This window comes from Actinacidiphila sp. bgisy167, assembly GCF_965342175.1.
Taxonomy (GTDB): domain Bacteria; phylum Actinomycetota; class Actinomycetes; order Streptomycetales; family Streptomycetaceae; genus Actinacidiphila.
On sequence record NZ_CBDRBL010000064.1, the window covers coordinates 1 to 24751 of the forward strand.

Sequence of the window (24751 nt, forward strand, 5' to 3'; positions counted from 1 at the left end):
AGCGCAGCCTGGTGCGCAACCACGACAGGGCCGCCTCCCCCTGCGCCCGCTGGAAGCCGCGCAGTGTCGGCAACCCCGGGGGCGCGGGGCGCCGAGCGTGCGTCAGGAACATCCCGGCGAGGGCGGCCAGCGCCGCGTCCACCGCGGCCGGATCCGCGTCGCGCGCCACAGGGTGGACGGCGAAGATCCGCTCCGGCTCGGGGCCGCCCTGCATCAAGACGCTGGGCAGCATGCACAGCAGGTCGAACCACGGCGTGGAGGTGCACGCCCACGGCCAGTCCACGAACACGACCCCGCCGTCGCCGGTGAGCAGGACGTTGTCGGCGCGAAGATCGCCATGAGCCAGTGTGTCGCCGGCCAGCGCCTCGGCCCAGCCCGACTCCAGGGCGGCGAGCTCGCCCAGATGCGCCGCCGCCCAGGGATCGAGGCCGTGCAGGTCGTCCGTTCCGGCGTCCCGGTCGGCGGCCAGCCGCGCCCATCCGCCGAAGCTCTCCGCAAGACGCTCGACGGCGGACGGCACCTGCAACGGGCTCGGGGTCAGTCGGGCGGTGAGGGCGGTCATCGCGTCCAGGACCCGGCGCAGCTCTCCCGGGTCCCAGGGCTGCGCCGGGGTGCGGCCTGGCACGTCCTCGAAGGCCAGCACGACCCAGCCGTCCTGCTCGAAGGAGTGCAGAAGGCGCGGTGCCGGGATGTCCTCGGGCAGTCCGGCCGCGATCCGTGCCTCGGCCCGGTGGATGTGCGGGGTATCCGGGTTCTGAGCCGGGCTGACCGCCTTCACGAAGGCTCGGCGGCCGTCGGCGAGGGTGAGGCGGGCCGCCACGCCCGGGGAGAAGCCGCCCGTCTGGTTCTCGGCCCGGGCCACGGGCGCGCCCAACCGGGCCTCCACGGCGACGGCCAGATCGCGGGGCAGGGCCGCCCAGGGCAGGCGGGTGCGGGGCGTCAGTGTCATTCCCCGAGCATTGCGGGCTTCGCCCGCGGGGGCCAAGGGGTTTTGTCGTGTGCGGTGCGTCGCTTTGTGCGGGTGCGGGTGCGGGTGCGGGTGCGGGTGCGGGTGCGGTGCGTGGTGCGGGTGAGTTGTGGCTGCGGTTGGGGTTTCTCCCCCGCCCACCTCCAGGCGCCCCGGACGATGGGTGCGGGGTGCGCACAACCTGCAAGGCGGCCACTGAACGCGCCGGGCGCCGGGCGGGAGGGCGGGGGAGACACCTCGACCGCCACCACGCACGACCCGCGCACGGCAACGGTGCCGCACACGCGAAGCGTTGACAGTGCCCCGGGGGCCTCCCTACGCTCCCGTTCACGTGATTGAAACGTATCAATACCGCGCATGCGAATTGAAACGTTTAAACTCCCCGTTCCGAGAGGTGTTCATGAAACGCCGCCCGCCAACACTCCCCCGCCGCCTCACCCTTCTCGCCCTCTCCCTGGGCCTGACGCTCACCGCCGCCGCCACCCCTCAGGCCTACGCCGACCACGGGCCGGCGGCCCGCAACCACGCCCCCGGCGCCCCCACTGGGCTGACGGTGGACGACCGCACCGAGCCGCTCGCCCTCGACGGCGCGCCGCGCTTCGGCTGGCTGCCCCGCGACACCGACTCCGACGAGGTCCAGACCGCCTACCAGGTCGTCGTCCGCGTCCCCGGTGGCCGCACCGTCTGGGACAGCGGCAAGGTCAGCGGTTCCGAGCAGTCCTGGGTGCCGTACGCCGGGCCCGCGCTGGCCCCCGGCACGGTGTACCAGTGGAAGGTGCGGACCTGGGACCGGGCCGGTGCGGCCTCCCCCTTCTCGGCCGGCGCGTCCTTCGGCACGGGCCTGACCGACCAGGACTGGTCCGGCGCCCAGTGGATCCGCCGTCCCGCCACCGGGAACGACGCGAGCAACGAGTGGACGGCCGCCCGCAAGGTCGTCCGGGTGTCCGCCGGCAGCCCCGTGGTCGGCGCCCGGGTGTACGTCGCGGCCTCCGGCGACTGGCAGGTCGACGTCAACGGCGAGACCGTGCAGCGCAGTTCCTCTTACGAGTACGCCGGCGAGGGCTTCTACGACGTCGCCGCGCTGGGGGGCGTCAAGGCCGGACGGGATCTGGCCGTCGGTGTGATCACGCACTACTGGTCCTGCAAGTGCCAGGGCCGGGCCAACGGCCCGGTCGCCCCCGAGGGCCCCTCCGGGCTGCTGGTCAAGGTGGTGGTCGAGCACGCCGACGGCACCCGTGACGTGGCGGTCTCCGACGGCACCTGGAAGGTCCACCGCTACGAGGCCCAGCGGGTCGACACCCTGACCTACCGCAACAGCGACGCCGGCGACCGCGTGGAGTACTACGACGCCACCGCCGAGCAGACCGGCTGGGACACCCCCGGCTACGACGACTCCGACTGGGCCGCCGCCACCGTCATCGGCGCCCACCCTCGGCCGAACCCGGAGAACTGCGCGTCCTACGAGGGAAGTGCTTCCCCCTGCGCCTTCACCCACCTGTCGGCGCTGCAGGCCCACCTCACACAGCAGACCGTCCACCCGGTCTCGCTGCTGCACCTGCCCGACGGCACCGTCCTCGCCGACTTCGGGAAGGTGTACGCGGCGGTGCCCTCGGTGCGGCTGCGCTCCGGCACCGCCGGCCGGCAGCTGACGCTCACCACCAGCTACCGGCGCAGCAACTCCACGCTGACCGCCGCCGTGCGGGCCGGGGACGCCGCCGTGACGCTGGCGAACGCGGCGAACGTCCACACCGGCGACGAGATCGTGGTGGACGCGCCCGCCGCGGGGTACGGGGCCGGGCACCCCGAGTCCCGCACCGCGACCGCCGTGGACGGCGCGAAGGTGACCCTGGACCGCCCCTTGGAGAAGGACCACGCCGCCGCGAGCTGGGTGGAGAACTCCCGGGCCGGAACGGCCGGTCTGGACACCCAGGGCAGCAACATGCGCTTCTACTACACCGAGAAGGACGGTCCGCAGACCGCCCGGGCCTTCACCTACTGGGGCTGGCGCTACCTGCAGATCAGCGACCCGGGCGAGAAGCTGACCACGCGGGACGTCGCCGCCGTCGTGCAGAACACCGACGCGGCCCACCCCGCCACGTTCAGCAGCAGCGACGACACCCTGGACCGGGTCTTCTCCTTGATGCAGCGTTCGGCGCTGCAGTCCGCGCAGAACGTCTTCCTGGACACCCCGACCCGTGAGAAGGGCCAGTTCCTCGGCGACACCGTCGACGAGTCCTTCGCGACGATGGCCGCGTCGGGCGAGCGCGGGCTGACCCGCCAGGCCATCGTGTCCTTCATGAACTCGCAGGCGCGCTACTGGTCCAACGGCGCCATGAACTCCGTCTACCCCAATGGCGACGCGAAGCGGGACATCCCCGACTACACCGAGATGTTCCCCGAGTGGGTGCTGCGCTACTACCGCACGACGGGCGACCGGGAACTGCTCGCGCAGGCCATGCCCGTGATGCGCAACATCGCCGACTACATCTCCTCGGCGGTGGACGACCGCGGTCTGGTCGCCGATCTGCCCGGCGGCAGCGGCGCGTACCTGCACGGCATCATCGACTGGCCGTCCCCGATGCGGTACGGCTATGTCACCGACGGCAACGTGAACCGCACCGTCGTGAACGCCCTCGGCGTCGGCGCGATGCGGTCGGTCGCCGAGGCGGCCGGGGCGCTCGGCGACCACGCCACCCAGGAGGTCTACGGCGACCGCGCGGACCGGCTGGCGGCGGCGATGCGCGAGCACCTGCGCGACGGCGGCACCGGGCTGTGGTCGGACGGGCTCGCCACCGGCGGTGCCCTGATCGAGCACCGCAGCGAGCACGCGCAGAGCTTCCCCGTCGCCTACGGAGTCGCGAAGCCCTCCGAGTACGCGGCGCTGGGAGCTGAGATGTCCCGGCAGGGGATGCGCCAGGGGCCGATGACGCTGCGGACCCTGCTGGGGGCGCTGCGGGTCGTGGACCGGCCGGACACGCTGGTGCAGATCCTCACCGATCCCTCCTCCGACGGGCCCGCGCAGGTCCTGGCCGAGGGCGGCACCTTCCTGTGGGAGCAGTGGACGCCGGGCTGCGCGAGCAGCGACTGCGCGCCCGGTGAGGTCTCGCAGAGCAGCAGCGAGAGCATGTCGCACGGCTGGGGCGGCGCGGGTGTCGTCGGGGTACTGGAGGGCGTCCTCGGCCTCACGGTGACGAGCCCCGGCGCGGCGACGGTGCGGATCGCCCCGGCGGACGCCGGCGTGAGCCACGCCTCGGGCACCCAGTGGACCGAGCGCGGCACCGTCGGCGTCGACTGGCGGCGCGGGCCGCACGGTGTGGACACGACGGTCGACGTGCCGGTCAACGTGACGGCGACGGTCGCACTGCCCGTGGTGGCGGGCGGCCGCTACACCGCGTCCGGCAGCGACGCCGCGTACCTGGGTGTCCAGGACGGCCGCGCGGTCTACCGGGTCGGTTCGGGCCGCACCCACTTCACGGCCCGCGGCTGATCCCCCTTCCCTCCCCGGCGCACGCGACGGCCTCGAGCCCGCGTGCGCCGGGGGGATCCATCTCCGGGGCCTGCGCCTTACCGCCCGCGCCGGCCGGGTGCGGCGGGGGCCGGTGGGGCGAGGGCGGCGGCGAGCACGGCCGGCGCCTCGGCGAGGGACGGGCCGTACCAGGTCAGGTGGCGGCCGCTGACAAGGGCCGCGGGTATGTCCGGGAACGCCTCGGGACCGTCGTCCGCCGTGAACGGGTACGGCTCGTCCGGGAGCACCACGAGGTCCGCCCCGCTGCCGGTGAGCTCGTCGACCGGCACCCGCGGATACCGCTCCTCGTGGTCCCCGTAGACGTTCTCGACGCCCAGCCGGGCCAGCAGGTCACCGGCGAACGTGTCCCGGCCGAGCACCATCCAGGGCCGGCGCCAGACGGGGACGACGGCCTTGCGGGGACGGCCGGCGGGGTGCGGCGACGCGGACGCCCAGGCCTGCTCCGCGGCGTCGAGCCAGGACGGGCGCGGCAGCCCGCAGGCCTCCACCAGCACGCGGTGCAGTTCCCGGAATGCCTGCGGAAGGCTGCGCACCTCGGTGACCAGAACCGTCAGGCCGGCGGCGCGCAGGGCCGCCAGATCGGGCGCGCGGTTCTCCTCCTCGTTGGCGATCACCAGATCGGGGGCGAGCCCGACGATCTGCGCGATGTCCGGGTTCTTGGTGCCCCGCACCCGCGTGACGCGCAGGTCGGCCGGCTGGCTGCACCAGTCGGTCGCTCCCACGAGCACGGCGGGCGACGTGGACGCCACCGCCTCGGTGAGCGAGGGGACGAGGGAGACCACACGCCGTGCGGGGCCGAGGTCGCGAGGGGTCATGTCTCCACCGTATCCACCCCCGCCGCAAGGGGTGGGCCGGACGGCGCGCTCCCTCGGGTGGGGAGGCGCCGGGCGCCGCGCCGCCCGGCGCCTCGCGCCTGTCAGCCGACCGGGGCGAGCCGGTCCACCAGGCCGGGACGGGCGTCGAGCCAGCGGCGGACGCCGTCCTGCTCATGGCCCTGGCCCGCCTTGTGCACGGCTCCCTCCAGCCCGGTCAGTTCCGCCTCGCTCAGCTTGAAGTCCTTCAGCCACGCCGCGACCCGCGGCTCGTCGCCGGCGAAGCCGTCGCGGGCGAGGGTGTGGACGCCGTCGCCCTTGCCCCAGGCCCCGAGCGGGTCCTCGAGCTTCTTCAGGCTGTGCTCGCTGTAGGTCCAGTGCGGGGACCACAGGGTGACGACGACGGGTTCCTTCGCCTTGATGGAGCGGTCGAGCTGCGCGAGCATACTCGCCGTCGAGCCGGTGGTGACCTTGTACTCGCCCTTCAGCCCGTACGCGTCCAGGACGGTCTCGTCGAGCATCCTCATCATCCCGGCGCCGGGCTCGATGCCGATGATCCGGCCGCCGAACTGCTTGCCCTTGCCCTTGAGGTCGGCGAGCGAGTCGACGTCCTTGACGTAGGACGGCACGGTCAGTTCGAGCGAGGTGGGTCCGTACCAGGAGCCGTAGTCGTCCAGCTCGTTCTTGTACTTCTCCCAGTACGACCGGTGTGTGACGGGCAGCCACGAGTCGGTCTCGAAGTCGACCCGCCCCGCGGACATGCCGGTGTAGAGCGCGCCGACGTCGTACTGGGTGACCTTCGGCGCGTAGCCGCGCCGCTCGAGCAGTTCCTTCCACAGGTAGGTGGAGGCGATGCCCTCGTCCCAGGGGATGTAGCCGATGTCGACCCGGCGGCCCTTGCCGACGTTGTCGGCCTGCGGGACGGCGCTCTTCTCGTCGGCGGCGCCGAAGACGTTCACCCCGCCCGCGACCAGCGCGAGGGCGACGATGCCGACGACGGCGACGGAGGTCTGCGGCCGGTACGTCCACAGCCGCCGACCGCGCGGGGAGGCCGCGGCCGCGGCGCGCCGGCCCAGCGGGGAGACGCGCGTGCCGAGGGCTCCGGTGACACGGTCGAGGTACATGGCGAGGATGACCACCGACAGGCCGGCCTCGAAGCCGAGGCCGATGTCGACCTGGCTGATGGCGGTGAAGACGGAGGCGCCCAGGCCGCCGCCGCCGACCATGCCGGACATGACCACCATGGAGAGCGCCAACATGATCACCTGGTTGACGCCCGCCATGACCGTGGGCAGCGCCAGCGGCAGTTGCACCCGCAGCAGGGTGCTGCGGGGGGTGGTGCCGAAGGCCTCCGCAGCCTCGACGAGTTCCGCGTCGACCTGCCGGATGCCGAGTTCGGTCATGCGCACGCCCGGCGGCAGGGAGAAGACGATGGTGGCGATGATGCCGGGGACCTGGCCGACACCGAAGAAGAAGATGCCGGGGATCAGGTAGACGAACGCCGGCATGGTCTGCATGAAGTCCAGCACCGGGCGCAGGGCGGCGGAGACCCTGCGGTCGCGCGCCGCCCAGATGCCGAGCGGCACGGCGAGCACGATGGTGATCACGGTGGCGACGAGCACCAGGGACAGGGTGTCCATGGCCGCCTCCCACTGCCGCACGGAGACGACGAGGGCCAGGCCCGCGAAGGCCAGCACACCCGCGGTCAGACCGCGCAGCCACAGGGCGAGGACGGCGAGGATGCCGGCGAGCAGCAGCGGGGCGGGGGCCTGGAGGACGGCGTCCAGGCCGTCGTACAGGCCGGAGACGACGGCTCTGATCACGTCGAAGAGCGGACCGAAGTGGTCGCGCAGATAGGTGACGGCGCTGTCGGTCCAGTCGCCGAGGGGCAGCCTAGGCACGCGCCGCCTCCTTCACGGCGGCGGGGGCCGGGTCCGCGGAACAGGGTGTGCGCGGGCCGTCGGGGGCGCCGAGCGCGGCCAGCAGCCGGTCCTTGGTGATCACGCCGACCACGCCGCCCGCCTCGCCGCGGACGGCCACGGGATGCGCGGTGCGCGCGCTGAGCGGCAGGACGTCCGCGAGGGCGGTGCCCAAAGTGACGGTCTCGCAGTGGCAGTCGCCGGCGCCGGCGCGCGGCGGCGGCTCCATGACGGTGCCCGCGGTCAGCACGCGGGAGCGGTCGACGTCGTGCACAAAGGAGCTGACGTAGTCGTCGGCGGGGCGCAGCAGGATGTCCTCGGGGGTGCCGATCTGCACGATGCGCCCGTCGCGCATGACGGCTACGCGGTCGCCGAGGCGCATGGCCTCGTTGAGGTCGTGGGTGATGAAGACGATGGTCTTGCGCAGGCTGCCCTGGAGTTCGAGCAGCTGGTCCTGCATGTCGCGTCGGATCAGCGGGTCCAGGGCGCTGAAGGACTCGTCCATGAGGAGCACACCGGCGTCCGTGGCGAGTGCGCGGGCCAGGCCCACACGCTGCTGCATCCCGCCGGAGAGCTCGTCGGGCCGGGAGTCGCCCCAGCCGGACAGGCCGGTGAGTCCCAGGGCCCGCGCGGCCCTCTCCTCGCGTTCCCCGCGGCCGACGCCCTGCACCTCCAGGCCGTACGCGGCGTTCTGCAGCACACTGCGGTGCGGGAAGAGCGCGAAGTGCTGGAAGACCATGCTGATGCCGTGCGAGCGCACACGGCGCAGTTCGCCGGGGCTGAGTGCGGTGAGGTCGCGGCCGTCGAAGAGCACCCGCCCCGCGGTCGGGGGAGTGAGCCCGTTGAGCGTGCGCAGCAGGGTGGACTTGCCCGATCCGGACAGGCCCATGACGACGAAGATCTCGCCCTCGCGGACGTCGAAGCTCGCGTCGATCACCGCCGCGGTCGTACCGCTCTCACGCAGCTCGTCGCGCCCGGCTCCGGCCTTGAGACGGCGCACGCCGTCCTCGGGGTCGGCGCCGAACACCTTGTACAGATGCTCTGCCTGCAGCCTGTACACATACACCTCACGTGTCGAAGGAAGCCCGACCGGCTGCCCCCGCACGCAGGTCGCGGAGCGCTCCTGTCCCGCTCCGGGACGGCGGGTGCCCCGGCCCGGGCGGAGCAAACCCCTCCGTGAGACAGGTCACGGTGTCGCAGGGGTGCGGCATCATCGGCATGTGACTCGACGCCTGATGCTCCTCGACACCGCCAGCCTCTACTTCCGCGCGTACTTCGGCGTGCCCGACTCGGTGCGCGCGCCGGACGGCTCACCGGTCAACGCCGTGCGCGGGCTGCTGGACTTCATCGCCCGGCTGGTCGCCGACCGCTCCCCCGACGACCTGGTGGCCTGCATGGACGCGGACTGGCGCCCGCAGTGGCGGGTGGATCTGATCCCCTCGTACAAGGCGCACCGCGTCGCGGAGGAGGTGCCCGGCGGTTCGGACGTCGAGGAGGTCCCGGACACCCTGTCGCCGCAGGTCCCGGTGATCGAGGCCGTGCTGGACGCGCTGGGCATCGCCCGGGTGGGCGTCGCGGGCTACGAGGCGGACGACGTGATCGGCACCCTGGCGGGCCGGGCGGCGGGCCCGGTGGACATCGTCACGGGCGACCGCGACCTGTTCCAACTGGTGGACGACGCCCGCGGGGTGCGGGTGCTGTACCCGGTCAAGGGCGTGGGGGCGCTCGACGCGGTGGACGAGGCCTGGCTGCGCGCCAAGTACGGTGTGGACGGCCCCGGATACGCGGACCTGGCCCTGCTGCGCGGCGACCCGAGCGACGGCCTGCCGGGCGTGCCCGGCATCGGCGAGAAGACGGCCGCCAAGCTGCTGGACGCGTACGGCGACCTGGCCGGGATCATGGCCGCCGCCCTCGACCCGGCCTCCAAGGTGACCCCGGCGCAGCGCAAGCGGCTGCGGGAGGCCGGGGAGTACCTGGCGGTCGCGCCCAAGGTGGTCCGGGTCGCCTGCGACGTGCCGCTGCCGGACTTCTCCCCGCGGTTGCCGCACGAGCCGCGCAGCCCCGAGGAACTGGCCGCGCTGGCCGAGCGCTGGGGGCTGGGCGGCTCGCTGCAGCGGCTGCTCAGCGCGCTGGGGCCGGAACGGGCCGGGTGACGGCGAGCACGTCGCGGTCGGGCTGGAGGGTGAGGCCGACGGTCGGGTGGACCTCCTCGTCGCCGGTGTCCAGGTGGAAGCGGCTGCCGAGGGTGGCCAGCACGATCACCGCCTCGACCATCGCGAAGCGCGCCCCCAGACAGGCCCGGGTGCCCCCGCCGAAGGGGAACCAGGTGTGGTCGGTGATCGCGTCGGGCGCCCCTTCCAGCCAGCGCTCGGGGCGGAAGGCGTCCGGCTCCGGCCACCAGCGCGGATCGTGGTGGGTGGCCCAGGGGCTGATCCAGACCTGGGTGCCGGCCGCGACGGGCTCCCCGCCCAGGGTGGCGCCCTCCTCGGCGACGGCCAGATTGAGCCAGACCGTGGGCCGCACGCGCAGCGTCTCCTTCACGACGGCCTCGGTCCAGCGCAGCTGCGCGTAGTCGTCGAAGCCGGGGGTGCGTCCGCCGAGCACCCGCTCCAGCTCCTCGGTGAGCGCCGCCCGCGCCTCGGGGTTGCGGGACAGCAGGTACCAGGCCCAGGTCAGGGTGGTTGCGGTGGTCTCGTGGCCGGCGTTGTAGAGGGTGACGGTCTCGTCCCTGATCTCCCTGTCGGTGAGCGGTACCCCGTTGTCGTCGACCGCGGCCAGCAACCGGCTGAGCAGGTCGTCGCGTTCCCCGCCGCCCGCCCGGCGGGCGGCGACGATCCGGGCGACCTCCGCGTCGAGGGTGTCGACGGCGGCCTTGAAGCGGATCCTCCCCGGGGTGCGGACCCAGTCGGGCAGCATCGCGCCGAGGCCGCGGAACTCCGCGCCCATCTGCTGCTGGGCGACGTCCATGCAGCGGCCGATGACCTCCTCGCGGACGGCGGCGTCGGTACCGAACACGGTCCGCACGGCGATGCGCTGGGTGAGGCCGGTCATCTCGCGGCGGACGTTCACGCGTTCGCCGCCGCTCCAGCCGTCGGCCAGCTCCCGCGCGCAGTCGGCCATGGTCCGCGCGTACGCGCGGACCTGCCGGGGCCGCACCGAGGGCTGGACGAGAGACCGCTTGCGGCGCCAGTCGGCGCCCTTGGCCACCACGACGCCCTCGCCCATCAGATAGCGGAAGGACCAGCCGAGGTCGGGCAGGGAGAAGGTGGACTCCCGGGCCGAGAGCAGTTCCCCGATGAGTGCGGGATCATTGAGGAAGCGGGCGGGGGTGCGGCCCATAGCCCAGGTGACCTGTCCCGTGCCGCACTCGCGGAGCGCGGTGAAGAAGGCGAGCGGGTCCTTGGCGAACTGCGGGAGGTTTCCCAGCAGCGGCACCCCTCGGGGTCCTGTGGTGATCGCTGTGGTGGTGTCGGAAACCATGTGCGCCGGCCTCCCCGGAAAGCGTCCCGTCGTGTCGGTCCCATCCAAGGCGGGGAACGGCGGACCGGAACCGGCGTTCGAAGATCCGTGATCTTTCCGAGACCGGGCTGCACAGCGAGCGGCGCATGGGTTAGGCTTACCTAACTTCAAGCGAGGAGTGTGCTCATGGCAGACCGTCCGGTGCGCAGGAATCCGCGACTCAACCGCGCGCGGGTGCGGCACGTGGAACGGCTGACCCCGCACATGATCCGCGTCGTGCTCGGCGGTGACACCCTCGCCGGCTTCCCCGTGGGCGAGCACAGCGACCACTACATCAAGCTGCTCTTCCCGGCCGAAGGCGTGCGTTACCCCGAGCCCTTCGACATCCAGCGGATCCGCGCCGAGTTCCCCCGCGACCAGTGGCCGCGCGTCCGTACGTACACGGTGCGCCGCTGGGACGCCGAGGCCCGCGAGCTGACGGTCGACTTCGTGTACCACGGCGAGGAGGGCCTGGCGGGACCGTGGGCCGCGCGCGTCCAGCCCGGCGAGGAGGTGCTCTTCCTCGGCCCCGGCGGCGCCTACATGCCCGACGCCGCCGCCGACTGGCATCTGCTCGTGGGCGACGAGAGCGCGCTGCCGGCGATCGCCGCCTCGCTGGAACGGCTGCCCGGGGGCGCTCCCGCCCGGGTGTTCGTCGAGGTCTCGGGTCCGCAGGAGGAGCAGGAGCTGCCCACCCCCGGCGACGCCGAGGTCGTCTGGGTGCACCGCGGCTCCGGCCGGGTCGGCGACGCCTTGGTCCGGCTCGTGACCGGGCTGGACTTCCCGCCCGGCGACGTACAGGCCTTCGTCCACGGCGAGGCGGGCTTCGTCAAGCGGCTCCGCCACCTGCTGCGGGTCGAGCTGGGCGTGCCCCGCGAACGGTTGTCGATCTCGGGCTACTGGCGCGCCGGTCACGACGAGGACGGCTGGCAGGCCTCCAAGCGGGAGTGGAACCGCCGCATCGAGGAGGAGCAGGAGGCGCCGCGGCGGGCGCTCGCCTCCTGACGACGTCCCCGCGTCGACTGCGACACCTTCGGGCACTGACCGGCCGGAATGTCCGCGGGCGGGGGGCCCCCTCCGCCCGCCGCCCCGCTGACTGGCCGCGGCCGGAAGTGCCGGACGAGGCGCCGGCCGACCCGGCCGCGCGGCCGCCGCCGACGTCACGACGCCGCCGACGCCACGACGCGGGCGACCGCCCGGCGAGGCCGGCCACCGGCAGGGGACGGCGGCGGGCGCTGCCAGACTGCCTGCATGGCCGCCACCGCACCCGAGCCGTCCCCCCTCCCCGGACTCGCGCCGGACGAGCATCCGGCGCCGGAGCGTCCGCGCGTCCTGTGCGCCGACTGCCACCGGCCCCTCACCGCGCACGACGCCCGGCTGTGGGGCCGAGGCCGCGGTTGCCGGCGCAAGCACGGCCTCGGCGCGGCACCGCGGATCGGCCGCTTCGACGTCGAACAGGACCGGCTGCCGGGGACGTGAGGCCGCGTGGGCCCGAGGCGAACTCCGCGGCCCCGTGAGTGCGGGTCAGCGCACGCGTCGTTGCGCAGCCGCCCGGCTCACCTCAGGTGCCGGCTGAAGAACCGGATCGCCGCGTCCCCCGCGAACGGCGGGACACCGGTGTGCCCGCCCATGCTGGCGTGCAAGGTCTTCTCCTCGGAGCCGAGGGCGTCGAACAGGTCGAGGGCCGCCTGCCGGTCGTTCCCTTCGTCGTCCCACTGCAGCAGGACATGCACAGGGACGGTGACCTGGCGGGCCTCCGCGAAGAGGGCGCGCGGCACGAGACTCCCGGCGAACAGACCGGCGGCCGCGATGCGCGGCTCGACCACCGCCAGCCGGATGCCGATGGAGATCACTCCTCCCGAGTAGCCGACCGGACCGCCGATCTCGGGCAGTTCCAGGAGGGCGTCCAGGGCGGCCCGCCATTCCGGGACCGCCCGCTCGACGAGCGGGAGGACGAGGGCGTCGATGATCTCGTCACCGACCGGCTCGCCGGCCGCCATCACCCGGCGCAGGTCGGCGCGGGCTTGCTCGGCGGCGGGCCACCGGGGCCGGTCGCCGCTTCCCGGGAGCTCGATGGTCGCCGTGGCGAAGCCCTCCGCCGCGGCGTGCCGGGCCCGGTCCACCAGCCGCGGGTGCATCGTGCGCAGCCCGAGGGGAGGGTGGCCGAGCAGGATCAGCGGCGCCGGCGCGGACGCGGAAGCGGTTTCCGGCGTCCACAGGATGCCCGGGATCTCCCCCAGGGTGAATGCGCGTTCGAGGATGCCGTCGTCGAGGCGTTGCTCAGAAGTGACGTGCATGGTCGTGCCTTTCGGGAGTGCGCGTGAGCGGCGCTCCCGGACGACCTGTCATCGTCCGACCGTGACCCCGGAGGGGAGCACCCATGTCGATACGTTCACGGGTACCACCTCCTCGATCTCTCGCACGGCCTCCGGAAAGGTAGCAGCGACCGGCTCGCCCGCCCAACTCGTTTTCGGCGGAGCCCCCGTGCCCGGCGGCCGCGCGAAGCCGTTCGGCCGACAGTGCAGGCGACAGTCAACCGCTGGTCGGGCGCGTCCGCGGCAGGCCCGATGCGTCGCCACCCCGGGGAGCGCATAAGGTGCAGCCGCAAAGTCCGCGTACGGGTTCGTGGGCGCCGTGGTCCCGGCCCTCGCCGCGTACGCCGCCGTCACCATCGCCGAGGGGCAACCGCGCCGCCCCGGTCGTCATGCCCTCCCCGTCCATCCCGCTGCTTGTGCCCGCCGGCCTCCCACTCGAAGCCCGCCAGGCATGGCGGAGGGCGCGACCGGGTGCACCGCACCTACCGCCGGCGTGGACCAGCAGCCCTGGAATCGCTTCGGCAATGCCCCGTACCCCCGTACGGCAGCGGTCGATGAATTCCTTCGCGGTCACTCCGTCGGCCGCGAGGGTGGCGCGGGTCAGCGTGCGGGCCGAATAGCCGAGGCTGCGGGCGTAGTCCTCGACCCGGCGAGTTCGCGCGAAGTCGCGGTCCACGGCGGCCCTGAACTGTCGGTAGGGCTCACCGCGGCCTGCGACCTGGCTCCCGGGGGACTGAATGTGCGCGATGCGCAGAATCAGCGCGGCGAGCAACTGGCGCAGGATCAGCACGTGGGCTTCAAGCGGTGCGTTTCCGCGGTCGCGCCACTCCCCCTCCAGATGCGCTGCCGCGGTTCTGAGTGCGACGCGGTCCTCGCCGACCGGCGTGAGGAGGGGGCACAGGTCGGGTTCGTCCAGGCGGGACAGTGTGACCGTGGGCAGGTCGAGGAAGTCCCTCTCGAAGAGGATCAGGGCTCCTTCCGCCAGTTCGACGTCCCCCCACTGTTGGATCTGACCCGGACGCACCCACAGCCACGAGCCCTGGTCAAACCCAGGTGAGCACACCGCCGCGATGCTGCTGTCGCCATTGCTGCGACGGGGTAGCAAGGCGGCGCGCTCCGAGGGTGGCGGGGCTTCGCACACAGGGCCGCCGGACGACCGGTAGGGTCCTACGCTCCTGCCCCGGACCGGTCACCGTCACTTGAGGATCTCCAGGAGCCGGTCCGCCAGGACCGCGGAGGAGTGGGGGTTCTGTCCGGTCACGAGGTTGCGGTCCTCGACCATGTAGGGCTCCCAGATCGGCCCTCGGCTGAATTCGACACCGACCTCCTCCTTGAGCGCCGTCTCCAGCAGCCACGTCGCCCGAGGGGCCAGTCCGACGGCTTCCTCCTCCTCGTTCGTGAAGCCGGTGACCCGGTAGCCCTTGAAGGGCGATTGGCCGTGGATGCGGGTGGCAAGCAACGACGCGGGCGCGTGACACACGATGAAGAGCGGTTTACCCGAGGCGAGTTGCGCCGTGAGCAGGCGGCCGACGTCGGCGTCGTACGCGAGGTCCGACATCGGGCCGTGGCCGCCCGGCAGGTAGACCGCGTCGTAGTCCTCGAGGCGGACATGCGCGAGCGCCAGCGGCCGCCGCATCACCTCCGCGGAACGGATGATCGACTCGAGTTCCAGGGCGCCCTCCTCGCCTCCCGCCATGGAGGGGCGCAGGCTCATCATGTCGACGTTCGGGACGACACCGCCAGGCGTCGCCACGACGACCTCGTGGCCGGCCTCCGTGACCTTCTTGTACGGCACCGCGAATTCCTCGGCCCAGTATCCCGTGGCGTACCTGGTGCCGTCCTTGAGTACCCAGTACGTCGCTCCGCTGACGATGAAGAGCACTTTCGCCATCGGGCACACCTCCTGGTCTCTCCGAGCGCTTCACAACCAAAGCGTAGATACGTGGAGAAACATCTGCATATGGGAGTCATCGGCGGTCAGGCAGCGGCCGCCCGCGACCGGACGCAGAAGGCGCGCGGCTCGTCCTCTGTCACCGCGCATGTCGCCTTCAGGAGCGTATTCGCCGGGCGTAGGCGCGGGCCGCGCGCGCCCGGTCCCCGCAACGTGTCGAGCACCACTGACGGCGCCCGTGCCACAGGAGGTACCGGTTGCAGGGAGCCGAACCGCATGCGGTGAGCCGCTCGGCGTCCGGACCGGTCAGCAGGTCGGCCGCGTCCGCGGCCAGGCCGGCCAGGGCGTGGTCGACCACCTTCGCGTCGGGAGGATCCGCCGCACGGTGCAGTCCGCGGGCGGGATCCCAGTGCAGCAGGGCGGCGGCCGGCGCTCCCCTGAGCGCCTCGTTGATGACGTCGAGCGCCCTGTCGGGGGCGGGCCGGTCGAGGACGTGCGAGGCGACGAGGTCCCGGATGTGTGTGCGCAGGACACGGAACCGTTCCGCGTCATCCTCCCGCAGGACGGCCTCCGCTGACGCGAGGCTGTGCGCGAAGAGCCACCGCGCGACCTCGGTCGGCGTGTCGAGGAGATCCACCGACCGACCGCCGGGCAGTGTCACGACACTGTTCACCAGGTCGAGCGCCGGATACCGCTCCGCTCCCGGCGCGGGCCGCACGTCACATCGGTCATTCACGCTCTCCTCCATGCACATCATGGTACGGCTTGCCTCCATCCGTGATAGCCCCCTACATTTATCACGGATGACAACCCCTTCAATCGTGAGGTTTTCCATGGTGCAGCAGGTCCCGATCACCGTGTTCGGAGGCCCAACCGCCCTCGTCGAGTACGGAGGGATGCGGTTCCTGACCGACCCGACCTTCGACGGCCCCGGCGACTACACACTGCCCGGCGGCCTGGTGCTGACCAAGACCGCGCCTTCCCCGATCACGCCGGACGAGCTGGGTGCCGTCGACGTCGTTCTGCTCTCCCATGACCAGCACGCCGACAACCTGGACACCTCCGGCCGGGCCTTCCTCGCCGGAGCGCCGCTCACCCTCACCACCACCGACGGTGCCGAGCGTCTCGGCGGGTCCGCCCGGGGCCTTGCCGTGTGGGAGTCCGCCGAGCTCTCCCGCCCGGACGGCGGCTCGGTCACGGTGACGGCCGTTCCCGCCCTGCACGGGCCCGAGGGCGCCGAGGCGATCGCAGGTACGGTGATCGGATTCGTCCTCAGCGCCCCCGATCAGCCCACCGTCTACATCAGCGGTGACAACGCCTCACTGGAGCTGGTACGCAAAATCGCCGGGCGTTTCGGCCCAGTCGACACGGCCGTCCTGTTCGCCGGAGCGCCCCGCCTCTCCGTCTTCGACGGTGCGCTGCTCGTGCTGGACGGAACGCAGGCGGCGGAGGCCGCACGGATCCTCGGTGCACGGCGGGTCGTGCCCGCGCACTGCGACAGTTGGGCCCACTTCACCGAGGACCGCCAGGACGTCGTCACGGCCTTCGAGGCCGCAGGCATCGCCGACCGGCTCCAGTTGGGCTGACCCCGGCGCGCACCGGCGTCGCGACGTACCGCGCGCCTGCCCGACGCACGGCCCGGCGGCCTCCACCGTTCACGGCGGCGGGAGAACCTCCGGACCAGCAGCTTCCCGTCCCTACGAGCATCACCACCGAACCGGAGCGGTGGAACCCGGCGCCCACCCGGTGCGACAGCCAGGCCACCCGCCTGCCCGAACACGGACACCGCGCGAATCAGCCGCCGACTCGCACCGACGGCTGATCACGAAAGGTCGAGGCCAGATGGCGCCCGCTGGGGGACGCCCGCTACGCGAACACCGCGTTGACCAGCGTCTGCTTCACCTTCTCGAAGGTCCCGGCCATGGTGGGCAGGTCCATTTCGACGTCCCCGGAGGTCACCGAGCCGGTCAGGGTCTTGGTGCCGTCGGGCGTGCTGTACATCAGCGCACCCCAGCCCCAGAACCCTCCGTTGTGGTGGAGGACCGTGCCGCCGCCCTCCAGCTCCTCCACGAACACCCCGAGGCCGTAACCCATCGTGTCGTCCGGGACGCGCATCTCGGCCAGCAGCTGGGACGAGATGAGCCTGCCGCCGTTCAGCGCGGAGAAGAACGTGTGCAGGTCCCGGGTGGTCGAGATCATGTCGCCAGCGGCGGATACCCAGGAAGGGTTGAAGCGGGTGGTGTCGACCACCTTCCACTGGCCAGCGTCACCGTAGCCGAAGTAGCCGTGGGCGTGCGGCTCGGGGATCTCCTCCTGGGTCTCCGGCAGCACGGTGCCGGTCAGCCCGAGCGGGCCCAGGATCAGCCGGTGCATCTCCTCGGGCAGCGGGCGGCCGGTGACCTCCTCGATCAGCAGCCTGGCAAGTACGTAGTTGGTGTTGGAGTAGCTCCAGGCCGTCCCCGGCTCGAACCGCGCCGGCTTCGCCAGCGCTCCCCGCACCAACTCCTCCGGCCGGTACGTCACGAACTGGTGGTCCGCCCACTCCTTGCCGAAGCCGGCGACCACGCCGGGCTCGACCGTCCCGTCGGCGGAGAACTCACCGGTGCAGTTGAACAGCCCGCTGGTGTGCTGCAGCACCATCCGTACCGTGATCCGCCGGTCGAGACCGAGCTCGGGCAGATGGTCGGCCACCAGGTCCTCAAGGCCGAGCCTGCCCTCGGCCACCAGCCGCAGGACGACGGTCGCGACGAAGGTCTTGGTGACACTGCCGACCCGGAAGTGCCCGTCGGTCGGCGGCTTCGCGGTCGTGCCCAGCTCGCTGACGCCGGCACTTCCGATCCACTCGCCGAGCTCGTCGTTCACGCGCAGCTGCACCCCGGCGAAACCGGCGTCGATGATCTCCTGCATGGCCTTCCGCACATCGGGGCGGTCCTGCGCGACGGCCGCGTTCTGCTCACTCATGGTTTCCTCATCTCGTGTCAGCGGGTGTGAGATGAGGTTGGACCCTGCCCCAAGGTCAAGGTCAAGGCGACGGAGGAACGTTACTCTCGCCTCATGGCAGAGGGGCTCACGATCGGTCAGGCGGCGGCTTTCGTCGGGATCACCGTCAAGACGGTGCGGCATTACCACCGGCTCGGCCTGGTCGCCGAACCTGAACGGGACCATTCCGGCTACCGGCGCTACGGGTCGGCCGACCTGCTGCGGCTTGTCCAGGTCAGGGCCCTGGCCGGGGCGGGCGTGCCACTGGCTGAGATCGGCGAGCTGCTCGACGCCGACCCCGAGCGGTTCGCCACCGCTCTGGACGACGTCCGCCGCCGGCTCACCGAACAGATCGAGGAGCTGACCGCCCGCCGCAACACCCTGCACCGGCTCGCCCACGGCGACCGCGCCCTGCTGCCCGACCGGGCCTGCGCGGTCCTGGAGCGACTCGCCGAGCTGGACTTCAACCCCGACTACGTCACCACCCAGCGGGAGGCCCTGGTGCTGTCGCGGGCGCTGGCTCCCGAGTTCTTCAACCTCTTCCTGGCCAATCTCGAACACCGGCTCGCTGACCCCGCGTTCATCGAACTGACCAAGCGCGGCTGGGAGGCGCGGTCCTGGGATCCCGACGACCCGCGGATCGAGGAGCTGGCCTCCGCCTTGGCCGCCAACCTGCTGGCCGGCCGCGCGCTGCTGACGATGCCGACCGCGCGACGGCACCGGCCCGACGCGGTCTCTCGGTACGGAGTGGTCAACCACCACCGTGAGGACGAGGCGCCGTCCATCGCGCGGTTGAACAAGCTGGTCGAGGGGCACCTGCGCGCAGCGGGCATCGAGGTCCCGCGTCAGTGACGGCCTGCCCTGAGGAGGTTGGCCAAGTCCTCGCCTCGAACTGGTCCCCCTCCTTGGGAACCGGCATCGACCACCGCCGTACGGAACACTGGCCAGTGTGCATCGTGAAACCTGCACGTCAGGTGGGCTGCTGTGCACGGGGTTCGGGGTGCTCGTGCGCTGACCCCAGCCGCATGACACCGGGATTCGGGGTCGGGCCTGTAGTTGCTGTGGTCCGGGACGCCGTTTCGTAAGGCGAACCCGCCCACCGAGTGGCGGCAGGCGTTCGACGAGGCCGGGCGCATCATCCGCCGTCCCCGGTATGGGAATGCTGTGGTTCCCGGAGCGCACGTAGGCGATCGGGCTGCGGTGTCCGAGGCGGGAGTGACAGCGTCGGATGTTCAAGATCAGGGGTCAAGGCCCCGTGGTGCTCACCCCCGATGCCCGCACAACCGCCCCGCACCGTCAGCGGAACGTCGGCGCCCACGCGGCCGTCGCGCGGCAGCTGGCACCCCCGCCGTCGCCGTCGAGTCGTCACCACCGCCCACGCCGCTCGTCGTTCATGGGACGACGACTCGCCCCTGGTGCGCGGCGGCGCGCCGCGCGGGGGCGGCGCGCCGCGGCTGTCAGCCCACCGAGGAGTACGCCACGACGCCTCGCAGCAGTCCGTCGACGGCCTTGCGGGCGTTGCGCCGCACCGGGCTGCCTTCGGGGGCGGCGTCGGCGATCTGGCCGAGGACGTCGATGAGTTGCTTCGTCCAGCGCACGAAGTCGCCCGCCGGCATGTCGGCGTCGCGCAGCACCGCGTCCAGGCCGTGCCCGGAAGCCCAGCGGTGGGCGGCCCAGGCGAAGCCGAGGTCGGGCTCGCGCTGGCCGACGCCTTCGGCCTGGTTGATGCGGTGCTGCTCCTCCAGGGCGTCGAGGCGGCCCCAGATGCGGACCATCTCCCCCAGTGCCTGCTTGGCGTTGCCCGACGGCAGCTGCGGCGGCAGCGCGTCGTCCGCGGAGCGGGACTCGTAGACCAGCGCGGAGGCACAGGCCGCGAGATCCGCCGGGCCGAGGCCGTCCCAGACGCCGTCGCGCAGGCACTCGCTGGCCAGCAGGTCGAGCTCCCCGTAGAGCCTGGCCAGCCGGCGGCCGTCGGCCGTGACCTGGTCGCCCTCGAGGTAGCCGAGGTCGGTGAGCAGCGCGCAGATGCGGTCGAAGGTGCGGGCGATGGTGTTGGTGCGGCCTTCGATGCGGCGCTCGAGCTGCCTGGTGTCGCGCTGCAGCCGCTGGTAGCGCTCCGCCCACCGGGCGTGGTCCTCGCGCTCGTCGCAGCCGTGGCAGGGGTGCGCGCGGATCTCGGTGCGCAGCCGGGCGATCTCGGTGTCGTCCGCGGCGGCCGAACGCTGGCGGCGGTGCCGCTGCGGCGCTATGCCGGCCGTGCCCGCCTTGGAGCGCATGGCGGAGGCCAGGTCGCGCCGGGACTGGGGGCTGCGCGGGTTGAAGGACTTGGGGATCCGCATCCTGTCCAGTGCCTCGACCGGCACCGGGAAGTCGATCTGCGCGAGCCTCTTGACCTGCCGCTCCGCGGTGAGCACCAGCGGACGGGGGCCGTCGTGGTGGAACTGGTCGTGGCGGTTGTGGTGGCCGGGGCTGCGGCCGGCGGGCACGCCCGGGTCCAGGACGAGGGCCAGGCCCGCGAACTTGCCGGCCGGGACGTGGATGATGTCGCCGGGGCGGAGCTTCTCCAGCGCGTCGGCGGCGGCCGCCCGGCGCTGGTTGGCGCCCTGCCGGGACAGCTCGGCCTCGCGGTCCTTCAACTGCCTGCGCAGCGACATGTACTCGTCGAAGTCACCGAGATGGCAGGTCATGGAGGCGCGGTAGCCCTCCAGCCCCTCCTCGTTGCGCTGCACCTGGCGGGAGATGCCGACCACCGAGCGGTCGGCCTGGAACTGCGCGAACGAGGTCTCCAGCAGTTCCCGGGAGCGGTGCCGGCCGAACTGGCCCACGAGGTTGACGGCCATGTTGTACGACGGCTTGAAGGAGGAGCGCAGCGGATAGGTGCGCGTGCCGGCCAGGCCCGCCAGGTGGGCGGGGTCGAAGCCGCGCTGCCACAGCACGACCGCGTGCCCCTCGACATCGATGCCACGGCGTCCGGCGCGGCCGGTGAGCTGCGTGTACTCGCCGGGGGTGACGTCGGCGTGGGTCTCGCCGTTCCATTTGACGAGCTTCTCCAGCACCACGGACCGGGCGGGCATGTTGATGCCGAGGGCCAGCGTCTCGGTGGCGAAGACGGCCTTGACCAGGCCCTTCACGAAGAGTTCCTCGACGACCTCCTTGAAGGTCGGCAGCATGCCGGCGTGGTGCGCGGCGATGCCCCGCTCCAGGCCCTCCAGCCACTCGAAGTAGCCGAGGACGTTCAGATCCTCGTCGGGGATGGACTTGGTGCGCTCCTCGACGATGGCCCGCACCTTGGCCCGCTTCTCGTCGTCGTTGAGCCGCAGCCCCGCGTAGAGGCACTGCTGCACGGCCGACTCGCAGCCGGCGCGGCTGAAGATGAAGGTGATCGCCGGCAGCAGCCCCTCCGCGTCCAGCCGCTCGATGACCTCCACGCGGCTGGGCGTCCAGATCCGGCGCTGCTGGCGCCGCTCCCGCTCGCGGTCGGCCTCGCGCATCCTGCCGCCGCGCCGGTCGCGGCCGTTGGAGGATCGCTGGTTCTCCATCCGGGCCAGCCGCACCAGGTCGGGGTTGACGGCGCGCTGCACGCCGGGGCCCGCGCCCTGTCTCTCCTCGAAGAGGTCGTACATCCGGCGTCCGGCCAGGACGTGCTGCCACAGCGGCACGGGGCGGTGCTCGGAGACGATGACCTCGGTGTCGCCACGGACGGTGTCGAGCCAGTCGCCGAACTCCTCGGCGTTGGAGACGGTCGCCGAGAGCGAGACCAGGGTCACGGACTGCGGGAGGTGGATGATCACCTCTTCCCAGACCGCTCCGCGGAAGCGGTCGGAGAGGTAGTGCACCTCGTCCATGACCACATAGCCGAGGCCGTCAAGGGCCTGGCTGCCCGCGTACAGCATGTTGCGGAGCACCTCGGTGGTCATGACCACGATCGGTGCGTCCCCGTTGACGCTGTTGTCACCGGTCAGCAGACCGACCCGCTCCGCGCCGTAGCGCTTGACGAGGTCGGTGAACTTCTGGTTCGACAGTGCCTTGATGGGGGTGGTGTAGAAGCACTTGCGGCCCTCGCCGAGGGCCAGGTGGACGGCGAACTCGCCCACGATGGTCTTGCCGGAACCGGTGGGCGCCGCCACCAGCACGCCCTTGCCCGCCTCGAGCGCCTGGCAGGCCTCGATCTGGAAGGGGTCCAGCCCGAAGTCGTACAGCTCGCGGAAGCCCGCGAGGGCGGTGGCCTGCTCGGCGGCGCGGAGCCGGGACGCGGCGTAGCGCTCCGCGGGAGACATCTCGTCGTTCATCTTGAAAACGAGACTACCGGGCCGCACTGACAGTCGACGCGATCTTTTTACCGAAGCACAACCCACGGGGCACGGGTCCAGGCGTGTCGCGCGCCACGGCCTCGCTATCGAGGCGTCAGCAGCCGCAGTGCCCGCGGGACGGTCCGCGCGGTCAGCGGGAGGGACCCGAGGGGCTCGCCGTCGGCATAGCCGGTGACGCCGTCGGCGTCGAGGGTGATCGCGGCGGCGCGGTGTACGGCCACCACGGGATGGCCGATGTGGGTGCCGCGATAGACGCGGGGGAAGACGCGCAGCAGCGTGCTGCGGCTGCACGGTCCGACGACACAGACGTCGAAGCGCCCGTCGTCGAGTTCCGCGCCGGCGCAGATCCGCATCCCGCCGCCGTACGAGGTGCCGTTGCCGACGGCGACGAGGGTGGCCTCGATCTCCGTAGCGCTGCCGTCGTCGAGGGTGACGCGGTAGGGAATGGGGCGCAGGGCAGCCAGTTCCACCAGCATCGCCAGGTCGTAGCGGAGCCGCCCGCTGGGGCGGCGCAGCCGGTTGCCGCGGTCGTTGACCCGGGAGTCGAAGCCGGAGGCGAGGACGGTGCCGAACCACCGGTCGCCGACGCGGCCGAGGTCGATCTCGCGGACGGACTCCTGCTTCAGGGCGCGGGCTATCGCCTGTCCCGCGGCCGCGGGGTCGCGCAGCGGCAGCCCGGTCGCCCGCGCGAAGTCGTTGCCCGTCCCGACGGGGACGACGCCGAGCGGGGTGCCGGTGCCGGCCACGGCCTGCAGGGCCAGCGACACCATGCCGTCGCCGCCCACCGCGACCAGCGCCCCGGTGCCGTCGGCGACGGCCTCGCGAGCCCGAGCGAGGGCGTCCGCCGCATCGGCGCCCACCACGGTGCGCACGTCGAGTCCCGCGCCGCGCAGCGCGGCGGCGGCCGGTCCCGCGGCGCCGGCGCCCCGTCCGCGGCCCGCGGTGGGGTTGGCGATGAGGGTGATCTCGCTGGTCACGCGCGGACACTACCGTGCGGTAGCCGGGCCGTCGAGGTCACCGGAAGCGCTTCGTTCTCCTCCGCGAGCGGGGACGATCACCCCGAGGGGTCCTGCGGGTGCGGACGGCCGACGGCCACGCCCGCCGTGCGTGCGTGGCGCGCCCGCCGTGCGTGCGTGGCGCGCCCGCCGCAACCGCGGCTGCGGATCGGGCCCGCTTCCCCATGTCGGCGAAAGGGAGCCCGATCTCCCGTTTCCCTCCACCGGCACCCCTAAGAACAGGGATCAGGTCGCGTCGTCGAAGTCGCCGGACCGGCGCCCGTTCTCCACGGGTCCTGGCTGCTCGGGCACGGAGGCCGTGAGGGGCGCGGTGGGGCCGATCGGTTCCGGGGTGAGGTCCAGCTCGGAGGCCTCGTCGTCGGAGAGGCCGGCGTCGGGATTGCGCCAGCGCCGGCGTCGGTCGTTGATCAGGGAGAAGGCGACCGCGCCGAAGTAGAGGACGACGATGGGGCCCGACAGGGCGATCATGCTGACCGGGTCGGTGGTCGGCGTCGCGACGGCGCCGAAGACGAAGACACCCATGACCACGCCGCGCCACCAGCCCGCCATGCGGCGGCCGCTGACCATGCCGACCATATTGAGCATGACCAGGAGCAGCGGGAGTTCGAAGGCGAGGCCGAAGACGAGCACCATGCGGATGGTGAAGTCCAGCACACCGTCCAGCTTCAGCAGGTTGGACGAGCCCTCGGGGGTGAAGCTGATCAGCACCTTGATGCTGACCGGCATGATCTTGTAGGCGAGGAAGGCGCCGCCCAGGAAGAGCGGGAGCGCCGCGCCCACGAACATGTAGGTGTACTTGCGCTCGTGCCGGTGCAGGCCGGGAGCGATGAACGCCCACAGCTGGTACAGCCAGACCGGGCTCGCGCCGATGACGCCGGCCATGAAGCAGACCTGCATCGTGAGCGCGAACGGCGCCGTCAGCGAGTCGAACGTGACGATGGCGCAGTTGCCGCCGCTGCTGACGACCCCGGGGCCGCACTTGGGCACCGGGGAGGCCAGGAACTCCAGGAGCTGCTGGCTGTAGAAGGCGGCGACGATCGCCACCACGACGATCGCGAGCACGCTCTTGGCGAGCCGGTTGCGCAGTTCGCGCAGGTGCTCCACGAGCGGCATGCGCCCCTCGGGGTCCTTCGACGGCTTACTGCGGGCAGACTTGAGCAACCCAGGTCCTCATCTCACGCGGTGGCCGGCGTCATCGCCGGCGGCCCGTACCTGTGCCGTGGCGTCAGCTCTGCGTCTGACGGGGCTGCTGGTTCTCGGACACCGGGCGGGCGCTGCTGACGTCACCGGGCGCGGCCTGGATGGTCTTCGGCGCGGCCTGCCCGTCGGCGGGCGCGTCGGCCTGCGCCTGCGGGGCGGCCGCGTCGTCCGACTTCATGGCCTTCGCCTCGCTCTTCAGGATGCGCATCGACTTCCCAAGGCCGCGAGCCATGTCCGGAAGGCGCTTGGCCCCGAACAGCAGCAGAACGACGACAAGAATGAGGATGATCTCAGGGGCGCCGAGCCTGCCGAACATAA

Annotated in this window: 20 protein-coding genes; 6 read left to right on the forward strand and 14 right to left on the reverse strand. The window is 72.3% G+C overall.

Annotated features, from left to right (window positions below; genetic code table 11):
* On the reverse strand, nucleotides 1-949 hold a 949-nt coding region (locus tag ACRWND_RS22270; protein ID WP_431952111.1), incomplete at its 3' end, for an aminoglycoside phosphotransferase family protein.
* Between the two features lie 418 nt (nucleotides 950-1367).
* Here ACRWND_RS22270 and ACRWND_RS22275 point away from each other — a divergent pair.
* Nucleotides 1368-4454 (forward strand): alpha-L-rhamnosidase N-terminal domain-containing protein, encoded by a 3087-nt coding sequence (locus tag ACRWND_RS22275; RefSeq protein ID WP_431952113.1) that lies wholly within the window; start codon nucleotides 1368-1370, stop codon nucleotides 4452-4454.
* A gap of 77 nt (nucleotides 4455-4531) precedes the next feature.
* Here the strand turns inward: ACRWND_RS22275 and ACRWND_RS22280 are convergent, their stop codons facing one another.
* The 3 genes from ACRWND_RS22280 to ACRWND_RS22290 form a co-directional block, all read right to left on the reverse strand.
* Entirely contained in the window at nucleotides 4532-5308 is a 777-nt protein-coding gene (locus ACRWND_RS22280) for a helical backbone metal receptor (protein WP_431952115.1), read from the reverse strand.
* 101 nt (nucleotides 5309-5409) lie between these two features.
* Nucleotides 5410-7206, reverse strand: coding sequence for an ABC transporter permease/substrate binding protein (locus ACRWND_RS22285; RefSeq protein WP_431952117.1), 1797 nt, complete (start codon nucleotides 7204-7206; stop codon nucleotides 5410-5412).
* Nucleotides 7199-8284 (reverse strand): quaternary amine ABC transporter ATP-binding protein, encoded by a 1086-nt coding sequence (locus tag ACRWND_RS22290; protein WP_431952119.1) that lies wholly within the window; start codon nucleotides 8282-8284, stop codon nucleotides 7199-7201. Before ACRWND_RS22290 ends, ACRWND_RS22285 begins: the two co-directional genes overlap by 8 nt.
* Before the next feature lie 175 nt (nucleotides 8285-8459).
* Here ACRWND_RS22290 and ACRWND_RS22295 point away from each other — a divergent pair, with 175 nt between their 5' ends.
* Entirely contained in the window at nucleotides 8460-9377 is a 918-nt protein-coding gene (locus ACRWND_RS22295; protein WP_431952183.1) for a 5'-3' exonuclease, read from the forward strand.
* On the opposite strand, the gene ACRWND_RS22300 is transcribed toward ACRWND_RS22295, so the two are convergent.
* The gene (locus tag ACRWND_RS22300; protein ID WP_431952121.1) at nucleotides 9346-10704 is read right to left on the reverse strand and encodes a cytochrome P450; all 1359 of its coding nucleotides are present in this window, start codon (nucleotides 10702-10704) and stop codon (nucleotides 9346-9348) included. The genes ACRWND_RS22295 and ACRWND_RS22300 overlap by 32 nt on opposite strands.
* Nucleotides 10705-10869: 165 nt before the next feature.
* On the opposite strand from ACRWND_RS22300, the gene ACRWND_RS22305 reads away from it, so the two are divergent.
* A complete protein-coding gene (locus ACRWND_RS22305) occupies nucleotides 10870-11727 on the forward strand; it encodes a siderophore-interacting protein (protein ID WP_431952123.1) in 858 nt (285 codons plus the stop codon).
* A 246-nt stretch (nucleotides 11728-11973) separates the two neighbouring features.
* Complete coding sequence (locus ACRWND_RS22310) at nucleotides 11974-12201, forward strand: DUF6011 domain-containing protein (RefSeq protein ID WP_431952125.1); 228 nt, start codon at nucleotides 11974-11976, stop codon at nucleotides 12199-12201.
* A gap of 77 nt (nucleotides 12202-12278) precedes the next feature.
* Here the strand turns inward: ACRWND_RS22310 and ACRWND_RS22315 are convergent, their stop codons facing one another.
* The 4 genes from ACRWND_RS22315 to ACRWND_RS22330 all read right to left on the reverse strand — a co-directional run bounded on the left by ACRWND_RS22315 (nucleotide 12279) and on the right by ACRWND_RS22330 (nucleotide 15676).
* Nucleotides 12279-13019, reverse strand: coding sequence for a dienelactone hydrolase family protein (locus tag ACRWND_RS22315; protein ID WP_431952127.1), 741 nt, complete (start codon nucleotides 13017-13019; stop codon nucleotides 12279-12281).
* Between the two features lie 235 nt (nucleotides 13020-13254).
* A complete protein-coding gene (locus ACRWND_RS22320; protein ID WP_431952129.1) occupies nucleotides 13255-14142 on the reverse strand; it encodes a hypothetical protein in 888 nt (295 codons plus the stop codon).
* Nucleotides 14143-14232: 90 nt separating this feature from the next.
* On the reverse strand, nucleotides 14233-14928 hold the full coding sequence (locus tag ACRWND_RS22325) for a type 1 glutamine amidotransferase domain-containing protein (RefSeq protein ID WP_431952131.1): 696 nt from the start codon (nucleotides 14926-14928) through the stop codon (nucleotides 14233-14235).
* A 157-nt stretch (nucleotides 14929-15085) separates the two neighbouring features.
* Complete coding sequence (locus ACRWND_RS22330) at nucleotides 15086-15676, reverse strand: CGNR zinc finger domain-containing protein (RefSeq protein WP_431952133.1); 591 nt, start codon at nucleotides 15674-15676, stop codon at nucleotides 15086-15088.
* 85 nt (nucleotides 15677-15761) lie between these two features.
* Between ACRWND_RS22330 and ACRWND_RS22335 the strand changes: the two genes are divergently transcribed.
* Nucleotides 15762-16514 (forward strand): MBL fold metallo-hydrolase, encoded by a 753-nt coding sequence (locus ACRWND_RS22335; protein WP_431952135.1) that lies wholly within the window; start codon nucleotides 15762-15764, stop codon nucleotides 16512-16514.
* Between the two features lie 280 nt (nucleotides 16515-16794).
* Here ACRWND_RS22335 and ACRWND_RS22340 read toward each other — a convergent pair whose 3' ends face one another.
* On the reverse strand, nucleotides 16795-17889 hold the full coding sequence (locus ACRWND_RS22340) for a serine hydrolase domain-containing protein (RefSeq protein ID WP_431952137.1): 1095 nt from the start codon (nucleotides 17887-17889) through the stop codon (nucleotides 16795-16797).
* Nucleotides 17890-17982: 93 nt separating this feature from the next.
* On the opposite strand from ACRWND_RS22340, the gene ACRWND_RS22345 reads away from it, so the two are divergent.
* A complete protein-coding gene (locus ACRWND_RS22345) occupies nucleotides 17983-18759 on the forward strand; it encodes a MerR family transcriptional regulator (protein ID WP_431952139.1) in 777 nt (258 codons plus the stop codon).
* 605 nt (nucleotides 18760-19364) lie between these two features.
* On the opposite strand, the gene ACRWND_RS22350 is transcribed toward ACRWND_RS22345, so the two are convergent.
* The 4 genes from ACRWND_RS22350 to tatA form a co-directional block, all read right to left on the reverse strand.
* Nucleotides 19365-22196, reverse strand: coding sequence for a DEAD/DEAH box helicase (locus ACRWND_RS22350; RefSeq protein WP_431952141.1), 2832 nt, complete (start codon nucleotides 22194-22196; stop codon nucleotides 19365-19367).
* Nucleotides 22197-22300: 104 nt separating this feature from the next.
* Entirely contained in the window at nucleotides 22301-23194 is an 894-nt protein-coding gene (locus tag ACRWND_RS22355) for a diacylglycerol kinase (protein ID WP_431952143.1), read from the reverse strand.
* 264 nt (nucleotides 23195-23458) lie between these two features.
* Nucleotides 23459-24346, reverse strand: a complete 888-nt coding sequence (tatC, locus tag ACRWND_RS22360) for a twin-arginine translocase subunit TatC (RefSeq protein ID WP_431952145.1) — start codon at nucleotides 24344-24346, stop codon at nucleotides 23459-23461.
* 112 nt (nucleotides 24347-24458) lie between these two features.
* Nucleotides 24459-24749 (reverse strand): Sec-independent protein translocase subunit TatA, encoded by a 291-nt coding sequence (tatA, locus tag ACRWND_RS22365; protein WP_431952147.1) that lies wholly within the window; start codon nucleotides 24747-24749, stop codon nucleotides 24459-24461.
* Nucleotides 24750-24751 lie beyond the last annotated feature (2 nt).

Bases quoted from the DNA above. Each gene is read 5' to 3' on its own strand.
- ACRWND_RS22275 (WP_431952113.1), top strand. From the start codon at position 1,368: ATGAAACGCCGCCCGCCAACACTCCCCCGCCGCCTCACCCTTCTCGCC.
- ACRWND_RS22280 (WP_431952115.1), bottom strand. From the start codon at position 5,308: ATGACCCCTCGCGACCTCGGCCCCGCACGGCGTGTGGTCTCCCTCGTC.
- ACRWND_RS22295 (WP_431952183.1), top strand. From the start codon at position 8,460: ATGCTCCTCGACACCGCCAGCCTCTACTTCCGCGCGTACTTCGGCGTG.
- ACRWND_RS22300 (WP_431952121.1), bottom strand. From the start codon at position 10,704: ATGGTTTCCGACACCACCACAGCGATCACCACAGGACCCCGAGGGGTG.
- ACRWND_RS22305 (WP_431952123.1), top strand. From the start codon at position 10,870: ATGGCAGACCGTCCGGTGCGCAGGAATCCGCGACTCAACCGCGCGCGG.
- ACRWND_RS22310 (WP_431952125.1), top strand. From the start codon at position 11,974: ATGGCCGCCACCGCACCCGAGCCGTCCCCCCTCCCCGGACTCGCGCCG.
- ACRWND_RS22315 (WP_431952127.1), bottom strand. From the start codon at position 13,019: ATGCACGTCACTTCTGAGCAACGCCTCGACGACGGCATCCTCGAACGC.
- ACRWND_RS22325 (WP_431952131.1), bottom strand. From the start codon at position 14,928: ATGGCGAAAGTGCTCTTCATCGTCAGCGGAGCGACGTACTGGGTACTC.
- ACRWND_RS22330 (WP_431952133.1), bottom strand. From the start codon at position 15,676: ATGGAGGAGAGCGTGAATGACCGATGTGACGTGCGGCCCGCGCCGGGA.
- ACRWND_RS22335 (WP_431952135.1), top strand. From the start codon at position 15,762: ATGGTGCAGCAGGTCCCGATCACCGTGTTCGGAGGCCCAACCGCCCTC.
- ACRWND_RS22340 (WP_431952137.1), bottom strand. From the start codon at position 17,889: ATGAGTGAGCAGAACGCGGCCGTCGCGCAGGACCGCCCCGATGTGCGG.
- ACRWND_RS22345 (WP_431952139.1), top strand. From the start codon at position 17,983: ATGGCAGAGGGGCTCACGATCGGTCAGGCGGCGGCTTTCGTCGGGATC.
- ACRWND_RS22350 (WP_431952141.1), bottom strand. From the start codon at position 22,196: ATGAACGACGAGATGTCTCCCGCGGAGCGCTACGCCGCGTCCCGGCTC.
- tatC (WP_431952145.1), bottom strand. From the start codon at position 24,346: ATGCCGCTCGTGGAGCACCTGCGCGAACTGCGCAACCGGCTCGCCAAG.
- tatA (WP_431952147.1), bottom strand. From the start codon at position 24,749: ATGTTCGGCAGGCTCGGCGCCCCTGAGATCATCCTCATTCTTGTCGTC.